Annotated in this window: 14 protein-coding genes; all 14 read left to right on the top strand. The window is 58.6% G+C overall.

Annotated elements, in window-relative coordinates:
* Positions 1 to 18 precede the first annotated feature (18 nt).
* The 14 genes from AC07SU_RS23440 (at position 19) to glmS (ending at position 13,280) form a co-directional block, all read left to right on the top strand.
* Entirely contained in the window at positions 19 to 816 is a 798-nt protein-coding gene (locus AC07SU_RS23440) for a ParA family protein (RefSeq protein WP_494998362.1), read from the top strand.
* 9 nt (positions 817 to 825) lie between these two features.
* The gene (locus AC07SU_RS23435) at positions 826 to 1,698 is read left to right on the top strand and encodes a ParB/RepB/Spo0J family partition protein (protein WP_016970690.1); all 873 of its coding nucleotides are present in this window, start codon (positions 826 to 828) and stop codon (positions 1,696 to 1,698) included.
* 148 nt (positions 1,699 to 1,846) lie between these two features.
* Entirely contained in the window at positions 1,847 to 2,254 is a 408-nt protein-coding gene (locus AC07SU_RS23430) for a F0F1 ATP synthase subunit I (RefSeq protein WP_071485335.1), read from the top strand.
* A gap of 16 nt (positions 2,255 to 2,270) precedes the next feature.
* Positions 2,271 to 3,140, top strand: coding sequence for a F0F1 ATP synthase subunit A (gene atpB, locus AC07SU_RS23425; protein ID WP_058424360.1), 870 nt, complete (start codon positions 2,271 to 2,273; stop codon positions 3,138 to 3,140).
* Between the two features lie 133 nt (positions 3,141 to 3,273).
* Positions 3,274 to 3,531 (top strand): F0F1 ATP synthase subunit C, encoded by a 258-nt coding sequence (gene atpE / locus AC07SU_RS23420; RefSeq protein WP_002555987.1) that lies wholly within the window; start codon positions 3,274 to 3,276, stop codon positions 3,529 to 3,531.
* Positions 3,532 to 3,587: 56 nt separating this feature from the next.
* Entirely contained in the window at positions 3,588 to 4,058 is a 471-nt protein-coding gene (locus AC07SU_RS23415; RefSeq protein ID WP_060756576.1) for a F0F1 ATP synthase subunit B, read from the top strand.
* 12 nt (positions 4,059 to 4,070) lie between these two features.
* A complete protein-coding gene (locus AC07SU_RS23410; RefSeq protein ID WP_176994570.1) occupies positions 4,071 to 4,607 on the top strand; it encodes a F0F1 ATP synthase subunit delta in 537 nt (178 codons plus the stop codon).
* Between the two features lie 21 nt (positions 4,608 to 4,628).
* Positions 4,629 to 6,173: a F0F1 ATP synthase subunit alpha gene (gene atpA / locus AC07SU_RS23405; RefSeq protein ID WP_016970694.1), complete on the top strand. Its 1,545-nt coding sequence runs from the start codon at positions 4,629 to 4,631 to the stop codon at positions 6,171 to 6,173.
* A 50-nt stretch (positions 6,174 to 6,223) separates the two neighbouring features.
* A complete protein-coding gene (gene atpG, locus AC07SU_RS23400; RefSeq protein ID WP_010207685.1) occupies positions 6,224 to 7,084 on the top strand; it encodes a F0F1 ATP synthase subunit gamma in 861 nt (286 codons plus the stop codon).
* Positions 7,085 to 7,111: 27 nt separating this feature from the next.
* Positions 7,112 to 8,488: a F0F1 ATP synthase subunit beta gene (gene atpD, locus AC07SU_RS23395; RefSeq protein WP_176994569.1), complete on the top strand. Its 1,377-nt coding sequence runs from the start codon at positions 7,112 to 7,114 to the stop codon at positions 8,486 to 8,488.
* Positions 8,489 to 8,532: 44 nt separating this feature from the next.
* Entirely contained in the window at positions 8,533 to 8,949 is a 417-nt protein-coding gene (locus tag AC07SU_RS23390; RefSeq protein ID WP_178920930.1) for a F0F1 ATP synthase subunit epsilon, read from the top strand.
* Positions 8,950 to 9,072: 123 nt separating this feature from the next.
* Positions 9,073 to 10,440 carry a bifunctional UDP-N-acetylglucosamine diphosphorylase/glucosamine-1-phosphate N-acetyltransferase GlmU gene (gene glmU / locus AC07SU_RS23385; protein WP_176994568.1) on the top strand — a complete coding sequence of 456 codons (1,368 nt, stop codon included), beginning with the start codon at positions 9,073 to 9,075 and terminating at the stop codon, positions 10,438 to 10,440.
* Between the two features lie 229 nt (positions 10,441 to 10,669).
* Positions 10,670 to 11,437 carry a DeoR/GlpR family DNA-binding transcription regulator gene (locus AC07SU_RS23380; RefSeq protein WP_122716288.1) on the top strand — a complete coding sequence of 256 codons (768 nt, stop codon included), beginning with the start codon at positions 10,670 to 10,672 and terminating at the stop codon, positions 11,435 to 11,437.
* A 10-nt stretch (positions 11,438 to 11,447) separates the two neighbouring features.
* A complete protein-coding gene (gene glmS / locus AC07SU_RS23375) occupies positions 11,448 to 13,280 on the top strand; it encodes a glutamine--fructose-6-phosphate transaminase (isomerizing) (protein ID WP_178920934.1) in 1,833 nt (610 codons plus the stop codon).
* The last annotated feature ends 5 nt before the right edge of the window (positions 13,281 to 13,285 follow it).

Below are 13,285 nucleotides of genomic sequence, written 5' to 3'. Positions count from 1 at the left end.
TTGGGAACACAAGCAAGAATGGCTAAGGTATTCGCGATAGCGAACCAGAAAGGTGGCGTGGGTAAAACCACCACCTGCATCAACCTCGCAGCATCCCTGGTCGCTACCAAGCGCCGGGTGCTGTTGATCGATCTTGATCCACAGGGCAACGCCACCATGGGTAGCGGTGTGGATAAACACGGCCTGGAAAACTCGGTCTACGACTTGCTGATTGGCGAGTGCGACCTGGCCCAGGCCATGCACTACTCCGAGCACGGTGGTTATCAACTGCTGCCGGCCAACCGCGATTTGACCGCGGCGGAAGTGGTGTTGCTGGAAATGCAGATGAAAGAAAGCCGTCTGCGCAGCGCTTTGGCGCCGATCCGCGAGAATTACGATTACATTTTGATCGACTGCCCGCCGTCGCTGTCGATGCTCACGCTCAATGCGCTGGTGGCCGCCGATGGGGTGATTATCCCTATGCAGTGCGAGTACTACGCACTGGAAGGGTTGAGCGACCTTGTGGATAACATCAAGCGTATCGCCGAGTTGCTCAACCCGAACCTGCAGATCGAAGGTCTTTTGCGCACCATGTTCGATCCGCGCCTGAGCCTCATGAACGATGTGTCGGCGCAGCTCAAGGAACACTTTGGCGACCAGTTGTACGACACAGTGATCCCACGCAACATCCGTTTGGCCGAAGCGCCCAGTTACGGCATGCCGGCGCTGGCGTATGACAAACAATCCCGTGGCGCACTAGCCTACCTGGCCCTTGCCGGCGAGATGGTTCGTCGCCAACGCCGCAACTCACGCACCGCTGCTGCCCAGCCAACTTAAGGAATCCCCATGGCCGTCAAGAAACGAGGTCTCGGACGTGGACTGGATGCACTGCTGAGTGGTCCGACCGTCACATCGCTTGAAGAACAAGCGGTGCAGGCCGACGAGCGCGAGTTGCAGCACCTGCCCCTGGACCTGATCCAGCGTGGCAAATACCAGCCACGCCGGGACATGGACCCCCAGGCGCTGGAAGAACTGGCCAATTCGATCAAGGCTCAGGGCGTGATGCAGCCGATCGTGGTCCGCCCGATCGGTGGCGGGCGCTTCGAGATCATCGCCGGTGAACGTCGCTGGCGCGCTAGCCAGCAGGCCGGCAAGGAAACCATTCCGGCCATGGTGCGCGACGTGCCGGATGAAACCGCCATCGCCATGGCGTTGATCGAGAACATCCAGCGTGAAGACCTCAACCCGATCGAAGAAGCGATTGCGTTGCAGCGGCTGCAGCAGGAATTCCAGCTGACCCAGCAACAAGTGGCCGAGGCGGTGGGTAAATCCCGCGTGACCGTATCCAACCTGCTGCGCCTGATCGCACTGCCGGAAGTCATCAAGACCATGTTGTCCCACGGCGACCTGGAAATGGGCCATGCCCGTGCTTTGCTCGGTTTGCCCGAAAATCAACAGGTTGAAGGGGCGCGACACGTTGTCGCACGGGGGCTCACCGTTCGTCAGACTGAAGCGCTGGTTCGCCAGTGGCTCAGCGGCAAACCTGCACCGGTCGAAACGGCCAAACCTGATCCGGATATCGCGCGTCTCGAGCAGCGCCTGGCCGAGCGCCTAGGCTCTGCGGTGCAAATTCGCCACGGCAAGAAGGGCAAAGGGCAATTGGTGATCGGATATAACTCACTCGACGAGCTTCAGGGCGTCCTTGCCCACATCCGTTGAAACATTTGCTTATGTAGCGCGCGATCGGAAAACACTACCCGACAGTTGAATAGGGGCTGAACCGCCCCTATACTCTGCGCGCATTTTGTCGGCACAAATTATGCCAAGTTATTGATTTCCGGCAGCCGACCATTGAGGAGCAAGAGTGATGGAAACCCGCACGCCAAACACGTTGCCGTTCCATCGCTTGGCCGTTTTTCCGGTTTTATTGGCTCAATTTGTCATTTTGCTGATCGCCGCATTGGCGCTTTGGTATTGGCATGGAGTCGTTGCCGGATATTCAGGACTCTGCGGAGGCCTGATAGCCTTGCTGCCCAATATGTATTTTGCTCACAGGGCCTTTCGGTTTTCCGGCGCCCGAGCAGCCCAGGCTATCGTCCGGTCTTTTTATGCCGGCGAGGCGGGGAAACTGATTTTGACGGCAGTGCTGTTTGCACTGACCTTTGCAGGTGTGAAGCCATTGGCGCCGCTGGCTGTATTCGGCGTCTTCGTGTTGACCCAACTGGTCAGCTGGTTCGCTCCCCTGCTAATGAAAACAAGACTTTCGAGACCTTAGGGCGTTTGAGGCAACCATGGCAGAAACAACCGCTTCGGGCTATATCCAGCACCACTTGCAGAACCTGACCTTCGGTCAGCTACCCAATGGCGGCTGGGGCTTTGCCCACTCCGCAGCAGAAGCCAAAGAAATGGGCTTCTGGGCTTTCCACCTGGATACTCTGGGCTGGTCGGTCGCATTGGGTCTGATCTTCGTCCTGATTTTCCGCATGGCGGCAAAGAAGGCGACTTCCGGTCAGCCAGGTGCTTTGCAGAACTTCGTTGAAGTATTGGTCGAATTCGTCGATGGCAGCGTGAAAGACAGCTTCCATGGCCGTAGCCCGGTGATTGCACCGCTGGCACTGACCATCTTCGTCTGGGTGTTCCTGATGAACGCCGTCGACCTGGTACCGGTCGACTGGATTCCTCAGTTGGCCATCCTGATCTCCGGCGATCACCACATTCCATTCCGTGCGGTTTCCACCACGGACCCTAACGCCACCCTGGGCATGGCCCTGTCGGTGTTCGCGTTGATCATTTTCTACAGCATCAAGGTCAAGGGCATCGGCGGCTTCATCGGCGAACTGACCCTGCACCCGTTCGGCAGCAAGAACATCTTCGTTCAAGCGCTGCTGATCCCGGTGAACTTCCTGCTGGAGTTCGTGACCCTGGTCGCCAAGCCGATCTCCCTGGCCCTGCGACTGTTCGGCAACATGTATGCCGGCGAACTGGTGTTCATCCTGATCGCTGTGATGTTCGGCAGCGGCCTGCTCTGGCTTAGCGGCCTGGGCGTCGTTCTGCAGTGGGCGTGGGCTGTGTTCCACATCCTGATCATCACCCTGCAGGCCTTCATCTTCATGATGCTGACCATCGTCTACCTGTCGATGGCGCACGAAGAGAACCATTAAGACCAGTCTCGACTAGTCTGATGTCCTTCCCGGTGAAACGGGAAGGTGGCCCAACAGGGCTATGAAACGATTTGTTTTACCGCTTTAAAATCTAAAAAACCTAAACCATACGACGTAAAAGTCGGGAGGAAAGATGGAAACTGTAGTTGGTCTAACCGCTATCGCTGTTGCACTGTTGATCGGCCTGGGCGCCCTGGGTACTGCCATTGGTTTCGGCCTGCTGGGCGGCAAATTCCTGGAAGGCGCAGCGCGTCAGCCAGAAATGGTCCCAATGCTGCAAGTTAAAATGTTCATCGTCGCCGGCCTGCTCGACGCCGTGACCATGATCGGCGTTGGTATCGCTCTGTTCTTCACCTTCGCGAACCCCTTCGTTGGTCAACTCGCTGGCTAATTACTCGACTTTTCGAGTGATTGGGGTGATGGACAACGAATGAGCGAGGTGTTGGCGTGAACATTAATGCAACCCTGATTGGCCAATCCGTTGCGTTCTTCATTTTTGTAGTGTTTTGCATGAAGTTCGTGTGGCCTCCGGTCATCGCGGCTTTGCACGAACGTCAGAAGAAGATCGCGGACGGTTTGGACGCTGCCACCCGTGCAGCTCGCGACCTGGAGTTGGCCCAAGAGAAAGCGGGTCACCAACTGCGCGAAGCTAAGGCACAGGCAGCTGAAATCATTGAGCAAGCCAAGAAACGCGGTAACCAGATCGTCGAAGAGGCTGTTGAAAAAGCCCGCGTCGAAGCTGACCGTGTGAAGGCTTCGGCTCATGCCGAGATCGAACAGGAACTGAACGGCGTCAAAGACGCGCTGCGTGCCCAACTGGGTGCTCTGGCGGTCGGCGGTGCTGAGAAGATCCTCGGTGCCACAATCGATCAAAACGCGCACGCGGAGCTGGTTAACAAACTGGCTGCTGAAATTTAAGCGAGGGCGATCATGGCAGAACTGACCACGTTGGCCCGACCTTACGCCAAGGCAGCCTTCGAGCACGCCCAGGCCCACCAGCAGCTGGCCTCTTGGTCAGCCATGCTCGGCCTGGCAGCAGCGGTGTCGCAAGACGACACCATGCAGCGCGTGCTCAAGGCCCCGCGCCTGACGAGCGCAGACAAGGCCGCCACTTTTATTGAAGTGTGCGGCGACAAGTTTGATGTGAAGGCACAGAACTTCATCAATGTCGTTGCCGAAAACGACCGTCTCCCGCTGTTGCCGGAGATCGCCGCTCTGTTCGACCTGTACAAGGCCGAGCAAGAGAAGTCGGTAGACGTTGAAGTGACCAGTGCTTTCGCATTGAACCAAGAACAGCAAGACAAACTCGCCAAGGTTCTCAGTGCACGACTCAACCGGGAAGTGCGCCTGCATGCTGCGGAGGATGCATCCCTGATCGGGGGTGTTGTCATTCGCGCCGGCGACCTGGTTATCGATGGCTCGATTCGCGGCAAAATCGCGAAACTTGCCGAAGCATTGAAATCTTGAGTTTGAAGGGGCAGCAGAGCAATGCAGCAACTCAATCCTTCCGAAATAAGTGAAATTATCAAGGGCCGCATCGACAAGCTCGATGTGACCTCCCAAGCCCGTAACGAAGGCACTGTCGTCAGCGTATCTGACGGCATCGTGCGGATTCACGGTCTGGCCGACGTCATGTACGGCGAGATGATCGAGTTTCCGGGCGGCGTCTACGGTATGGCCCTCAACCTGGAGCAAGACTCCGTAGGTGCCGTTGTATTGGGCGCGTACACCAGTCTGGCTGAAGGCATGAGCGCCAAGTGCACAGGCCGCATCCTGGAAGTTCCTGTTGGTAAGGAACTGCTGGGTCGCGTAGTCGACGCACTGGGTAACCCTGTTGACGGTAAAGGTCCACTGGGCAACACCGAGACCGACGCGGTCGAGAAAGTTGCTCCAGGCGTGATCTGGCGTAAGTCGGTAGACCAGCCTGTACAGACTGGCTACAAGGCTGTCGATGCCATGATCCCAGTCGGCCGTGGCCAGCGTGAGCTGATCATCGGTGACCGTCAGATCGGTAAGACCGCTCTGGCGATCGACGCGATCATCAACCAGAAAGACAGCGGCATTTTCTGCGTCTACGTAGCCATCGGTCAGAAACAATCGACCATCGCCAACGTGGTTCGCAAGCTGGAAGAAAACGGCGCCCTGGCCAACACGATCATCGTGGCTGCCAGTGCTTCGGAATCTCCTGCGCTGCAATTCCTGGCACCGTACTCCGGTTGCACCATGGGCGAATACTTCCGCGACCGCGGTGAAGACGCGCTGATCGTTTATGACGATCTGTCCAAGCAAGCAGTGGCTTACCGCCAGATTTCCCTGCTGCTGCGCCGTCCACCAGGCCGTGAAGCTTACCCAGGCGACGTGTTCTATCTCCACTCCCGTCTGCTGGAGCGCGCATCCCGCGTTTCGGAAGAGTATGTAGAGAAGTTCACCAACGGCGCAGTGACCGGCAAAACCGGTTCCCTGACCGCACTGCCGATCATCGAAACCCAGGCTGGCGACGTTTCCGCGTTCGTTCCGACCAACGTGATTTCCATCACCGACGGTCAGATCTTCCTGGAATCGGCCATGTTCAACTCGGGCATCCGCCCTGCAGTGAACGCCGGTGTTTCGGTATCCCGTGTGGGTGGTGCCGCTCAGACCAAGATCATCAAGAAGCTCTCCGGTGGTATCCGTACCGCTCTGGCTCAGTACCGTGAACTGGCGGCATTCGCCCAGTTCGCTTCTGACCTGGACGAAGCGACCCGTAAGCAACTTGAGCATGGTCAGCGCGTTACCGAGCTGATGAAGCAGAAGCAATACGCCCCTATGTCGATCGCTGACATGGCGTTGTCGCTTTATGCCGCTGAGCGTGGGTTCCTGACTGACGTCGAAATCACCAAGGTCGGCAGCTTCGAACAAGCGCTGATTGCTTACTTCAACCGCGATCACGCCGACTTGTTGGCCAAGATCAACGTGAAGGGTGACTTCAATGACGAAATCGACGCTGGCATGAAAGCCGGTATCGAGAAGTTCAAGGCCACCCAAACCTGGTAAGCCGCAGCGGGAGCCGCAAGGCTCCCGCTTGCTAACCTGATAGGTGTTACATGGCAGGCGCAAAAGAGATTCGCAGTAAGATTGCGAGCATCAAAAGCACGCAAAAAATTACCAGCGCCATGGAAAAAGTGGCGGTCAGCAAAATGCGCAAGGCACAAATGCGCATGGCTGCTAGCCGTCCTTATGCGGAGCGTATCCGCCAGGTAATTGGGCATTTGGCCAACGCCAACCCGGAATACCGCCACCCGTTCATGATCGACCGCGAAGTTAAGCGTGTGGGTTATGTGGTAGTGAGCAGTGACCGTGGTTTGTGCGGTGGTTTGAATACCAACCTGTTCAAGGCCCTGGTCAAGGACATGGCGGTAAACCGCGAAAAGGGCGTCGAGATCGATCTGTGTGTTGTTGGTAGCAAGGGTGCGGCCTTTTTCCGCAACTTCGGCGGTAACGTCGTTGCAGCTATCAGCCACCTGGGTGAAGAGCCGTCGATCAATGATTTGATCGGCAGTGTGAAGGTGATGCTGGATGCTTACCTGGAAGGCCGGATTGACCGCCTGTCCGTGGTATCCAACAAGTTCATCAACACCATGACCCAGCAGCCAACCGTGGAGCAATTGATTCCACTGGTGGCGACTCCGGATCAGGAACTCAAGCACCACTGGGACTACCTCTACGAACCAGACGCCAAAGAGCTGCTTGACGGCTTGATGGTGCGCTACGTGGAGTCGCAGGTGTACCAGGCGGTGGTCGAGAACAACGCAGCTGAACAAGCGGCGCGGATGATCGCGATGAAAAACGCTACCGATAACGCCGGTGATCTGATCAGCGATTTGCAGCTGATCTACAACAAGGCGCGTCAGGCTGCGATCACCCAAGAGATCTCGGAAATCGTCGGCGGCGCTGCCGCGGTTTAACGGTTCAAATATTCAGAGGATCCAGCTATGAGTAGCGGACGTATCGTTCAAATCATCGGCGCCGTTATCGACGTGGAATTTCCACGCGACAGCGTACCGAGCATCTACAACGCGCTGAAAGTACAAGGCGCGGAAACTACTCTGGAAGTTCAGCAGCAGCTGGGCGACGGCGTAGTTCGTACCATTGCGATGGGTTCCACCGAAGGCTTGAAGCGCGGTCTGGACGTTGTCGACTCTGGCGCAGCCATCTCCGTACCGGTCGGTAAAGCGACCCTGGGCCGGATCATGGACGTACTGGGCAACCCGATTGACGAAGCGGGCCCGATCGACACCGAAGAGCGTTGGGGCATTCACCGTCCAGCACCTTCGTTCGCGGAGCAAGCTGGCGGCAACGACCTGCTGGAAACCGGCATCAAGGTTATCGACCTGGTTTGCCCGTTCGCCAAGGGCGGTAAAGTCGGTCTGTTCGGTGGTGCCGGTGTAGGCAAGACCGTAAACATGATGGAACTGATCCGTAACATCGCCATCGAGCACAGCGGTTATTCCGTGTTCGCCGGTGTGGGTGAGCGTACTCGTGAGGGTAACGACTTCTACCACGAGATGAAGGATTCCAACGTTCTGGACAAAGTGGCACTGGTTTACGGTCAGATGAACGAGCCGCCGGGAAACCGTCTGCGCGTAGCACTGACTGGCCTGACCATGGCCGAGAAGTTCCGTGACGAAGGTAACGACGTTCTGCTGTTCGTCGACAACATCTACCGTTACACCCTGGCCGGTACTGAAGTATCCGCACTGCTGGGCCGTATGCCTTCGGCAGTAGGTTACCAGCCGACCCTGGCCGAAGAGATGGGCGTTCTGCAAGAACGTATCACTTCGACCAAAGAAGGTTCGATCACCTCGATCCAAGCGGTATACGTACCTGCGGATGACTTGACTGACCCGTCGCCTGCGACCACCTTCGCCCACTTGGACGCCACCGTCGTACTGTCCCGTGACATCGCTTCCCTGGGTATCTACCCAGCGGTCGATCCACTCGACTCGACTTCGCGCCAGCTGGACCCGAACGTGATCGGCCAGGAGCACTACGACACCGCTCGCGGCGTTCAGTACGTGCTGCAGCGTTACAAAGAACTGAAGGACATCATTGCGATCCTGGGTATGGACGAGCTGTCGGAAGCCGACAAGCAGTTGGTAAACCGTGCTCGTAAGATCCAGCGTTTCTTGTCGCAGCCGTTCTTCGTGGCTGAAGTCTTCACCGGTGCCTCGGGTAAATACGTTTCCCTGAAAGACACCATTGCTGGCTTCAAAGGCATCCTCAACGGTGACTACGACCACCTGCCAGAACAAGCGTTCTACATGGTCGGCGGCATCGAAGAAGCGATCGAGAAAGCCAAGAAACTGTAATCCAAGCGCCCGGAAACGGGCGCTCATCAGGTTGAGGCAATCAGATGGCTATGACAGTCCATTGCGATATCGTCAGCGCGGAAGGGGAAATTTTCTCCGGTCTGGTAGAGATGGTGATTGCACACGGCGAACTGGGTGACCTTGGTATTGCCATGGGCCACGCACCGCTGATCACCAGCTTGAAGCCAGGTCCGATCACTCTGACCAAGCAAGGCGGGGACAAGGAGGTGTTTTACATCTCCGGTGGTTTCCTCGAGGTTCAGCCGAACATGGTCAAGGTACTTGCCGACACCGTGCAACGTGCTGGCGACCTGGATGAAGCCTCCGCTCAGGAAGCCGTCAAGGCTGCTGAGAAGGCCCTGAACGAAAAGGGTGCGGACTTCGACTACAGCGCTGCTGCTGTACGTCTGGCCGAGGCTGCAGCCCAGCTGCGCACGCTCCAGCAGATCCGCAAGAAGTAAGCGGCCACGCCGTCATGCTTCAAGCGCGATTGATTAAAAAGGGTAGCCTCGGCTACCCTTTTTCTTTTTCAGCAAAACACTTCTCTGGTCTGAAGACGGACCGCCCAGGATTGGTAGCCATTCATGTCTCTTGAAATCGTCATTCTCGCCGCAGGCCAGGGCACCCGCATGCGTTCAGCCCTGCCCAAGGTGCTGCACCCGGTTGCCGGCAATTCCATGCTGGGCCACGTTATCCACAGCGCCCGGCAACTTGATCCACAGCGCATCCACGTGGTGATCGGCCACGGTGCCGATGTGGTGCGTGAACGCCTGGCGGCCGACGACCTGAATTTCGTATTGCAAGACAAACAACTCGGCACCGGCCACGCCACTGCGCAAGCCGTGCCATTTATTACCGCCGACACCGTGCTGATCCTCTACGGCGATGTGCCGCTGATCGAAGTCGAAACCTTGCAGCGCCTGCTCAAGCACGTGGTGCCTGGCCAAATGGGCCTACTCACCGTAGAGCTGGATGACCCCACCGGCTACGGTCGCATCGTGCGTGACGCCAGCGGAAAGGTTGCCGCCATCGTCGAGCACAAAGATGCCAGCGAAGCCCAGCGCGCCATCACCGAAGGCAACACCGGCATTATGGCGGTGCCTGGCAACAAGCTCGCCGACTGGATGAGCCGCCTGTCCAACAACAACGCCCAGGGCGAGTACTACCTCACTGACGTCATCGAGATGGCCGTGAGCGATGGCCTGCTGGTTGCCACGGAACAGCCCCACGACCCGATGGAAGTGCAGGGCGCCAACGACCGCAAGCAGCTTGCGGAGCTTGAGCGTCACTACCAGCTGCGTGAAGGCCGCCGCCTGATGGCTCAGGGCGTAACCCTGCGCGACCCGGCTCGCTTTGATGTACGCGGCGAAGTCACCGTCGGCCGTGACGTGCTGATCGATATCAACGTGATCCTCGAAGGCCGCGTGATCATCGAAGACGACGTGGTGATCGGGCCTAACTGCGTGATCAAGGACAGCACCCTGCGCAAAGGCGTGGTGGTCAAAGCCAACAGCCACCTGGAAGGTGCCGTGATGGGCGAGGGCAGCGATGCCGGCCCGTTTGCACGCCTGCGCCCTGGCAGCGTGCTGGAGGCCAAGGCCCATGTGGGTAACTTTGTCGAACTGAAAAACGCCCACCTGGGCGAGGGCGCCAAGGCCGGTCATTTGACCTACCTGGGGGATGCTGTGGTTGGCGCGCGCACCAACATTGGCGCGGGTACCATCACCTGCAACTACGATGGGGCCAACAAGCACCAGACCGTATTGGGCGAAGACGTGTTCATCGGCTCCAACAACTCGTTGGTCGCTCCGGTGAAAGTAGGCGACGGCGCCACTACGGCGGCCGGCTCAACCATCAACGTGGATGTGGATAACTTGCAGCTCGGCGTGGCCCGTGCCCGCCAGCGCAACATCGACGGCTGGAAACGCCCGGTCAAAATCAAAAAGAGCTGAGTTATCCACAGCTCTATGGCCTAGTGCGGTTCCCTGTGGGAGCTGGCTTGCCTGCGATAGCGGTCTGACATCCAAGATGGGTGTCGCCTGACACTCCGCCATCGCAGGCAAGCCAGCTCCCACATTTGGTTTGTGATGACCCAAAAAATTTGCTCGCCCTGCTTGACGATCTTTCGCCAATAGGTTTTTATTGCCTTCGTTATCTTTCGAAACGAAACTTATAATCACCATGTCGAAACGAAATACACCCCAACGGCGCCACAACATTCTGACTTTGCTCAATGAACAGGGCGAAGTCAGCGTGGACGAATTGGCCAAGCGTTTCGAAACCTCGGAAGTCACCATCCGTAAGGACTTGGCTGCCCTCGAAAGCAATGGTCTGTTGCTGCGCCGCTACGGCGGTGCAATCACCATGCCCCAGGAACTGGTGGGTGACGCCGCCCAGCCCATCTCGGTGTACAAGCGCGCCATCGCCCGTGCCGCCGTGATGCGCTTGCGTGAGCACGCCCGCATCATCATCGACAGCGGCAGCACCACCGCCGCCATGATCCCGGAGTTGGGCCACCAGCCTGGCCTGGTGGTGATGACCAACTCCCTGCATGTGGCCAGCGCCTTGAGTGAGTTGGAGCACGAACCGGTGCTGCTGATGACCGGCGGCACCTGGGACCCGCATTCGGACTCGTTCCAGGGCCAGGTTGCCGAGCAGGTGCTGCGTTCCTACGACTTTGATCAACTGTTCATCGGCGCCGACGGCATCGACCTGCAGCGTGGTACCACCACCTTCAACGAACTGTTGGGCCTGAGCCGTGTGATGGCTGAGGTCGCCCGTGAAGTGGTGGTGATGGTCGAATCCGACAAGATCGGCCGCAAGATTCCCAACCTGGAACTGCCCTGGAGCAGCGTCCATACCCTTATTACCGATGATCGCCTGCCGCTTGAGGCCCGCGACCAGATCCAAGCCCGCGGCATTACGCTGATATGCGCGGCAATCATCTAGGAGAAACACCATGTGTGGAATTGTAGGCGCAGTCGCTGAACGCAACGTTACCGCCATCCTGCTCGAAGGCCTCAAGCGCCTCGAATACCGCGGCTACGACAGCGCCGGCGTGGCCGTATTTACCAACGCCGGCAAGCTTGAGCGCATGCGTCGCCCGGGCAAGGTCAGCGAGTTGGAACAGGCCCTGGCCGGCGAGCCGTTGGTGGGCCGTTTGGGCATCGCCCACACCCGTTGGGCCACCCACGGTGCGCCCTGCGAGCGTAACGCCCACCCGCATTTCTCCGGCGACTTGGCCGTGGTGCATAACGGCATCATCGAGAACCACGAAGTACTGCGTGAACAACTCAAGGGCTTGGGCTACGCGTTCACCTCGGACACCGACACCGAAGTCATCGCTCACCTGCTGAACCACAAGCTCAAGACCCTGGGCGACCTGACCGTGGCCCTGAAAGCCACCGTGAAGGAACTGCACGGTGCCTACGGCCTGGCCGTCGTGTCCGCCAGCCAACCCGACCGCGTGGTTGCCGCCCGCAGTGGCAGCCCGCTGGTGATCGGCCTGGGCCTGGGGGAAAACTTCCTCGCATCCGACCAACTGGCCCTGCGCCAGGTCACTGACCGCTTCATGTACCTGGAAGAAGGCGACATTGCCGACATCCGCCGTGAAAGCGTGCAGATCTGGGACGTCAACGGCAATTCCGTCGAGCGCGAAGCCGTGCAATACCGTGACGGTGCCGAGGCTGCCGACAAGGGCGAGTTCCGCCACTTCATGCTCAAGGAAATCCACGAGCAGCCTTCCGTGGTGCAACGCACCCTCGAAGGTCGCCTGAGCCAGAACCAGGTGCTGGTCAATGCCTTCGGCCCGCAAGCCGCCGAGCTGTTCGCCAAAGTACGCAATGTGCAGATCGTTGCCTGCGGCACCAGCTACCACGCCGGGATGGTTGCGCGTTACTGGCTGGAAGAACTGGCCGGTATCCCGTGCCAGGTCGAAGTCGCCAGTGAGTTCCGCTACCGCAAGGTGGTGGTGCAGCCTGACACCCTGTTTGTGACCATCTCCCAGTCCGGCGAAACCGCCGACACCCTGGCCGCGCTGCGCAATGCCAAGGAGCTGGGTTTCCTCGGCAGCCTGGCGATCTGCAACGTCAGCATCAGCTCGCTGGTGCGTGAATCCGACCTGACCCTGCTGACCCAGGCCGGTCGCGAAATCGGCGTAGCGTCCACCAAGGCCTTCACCACCCAGTTGGTCGGCCTGCTGCTGCTGACCTTGTCCCTGGGCCAAGTGCGCGGCACCCTCGCCGAGGGCGTCGAAGCCACGCTGGTAGAAGAACTGCGTCGTTTGCCGACCCGTCTGGGCGAAGCCCTGGCGATGGACAGCACCGTGGAAAAAGTCGCCGAGCTGTTTGCCGACAAGAACCACACCCTGTTCCTCGGCCGTGGCGCGCAGTACCCGGTGGCGATGGAAGGTTCGCTCAAACTCAAGGAAATTTCGTACATCCACGCCGAAGCCTACCCGGCCGGCGAGCTGAAACACGGCCCACTGGCCCTGGTGGATGACGACATGCCGGTGGTCACCGTTGCGCCTAACAACGAACTGCTGGAGAAGCTCAAGTCGAACCTGCAGGAAGTGCGCGCCCGTGGCGGCCAATTGATCGTGTTCGCCGACGAAAAAGCTGGCATGACCAACGGTGAAGGCACCCACGTTATCAACATGCCGCACATCCACGACACCTTGTCGCCGATCCTCTACACCATCCCGCTGCAGTTGCTGTCGTACTACGTCGCCGTGCTCAAAGGCACCGACGTCGACCAGCCGCGCAACCTGGCGAAGTCGGTGACCGTGGAGTAACCCGT

Source organism: Pseudomonas sp. GW821-FHT05H12, assembly GCF_059419385.1.
The sequence above is the reverse complement of the archived record's forward strand: the minus strand, read 5'-3'. Positions and strand labels throughout refer to the sequence as shown.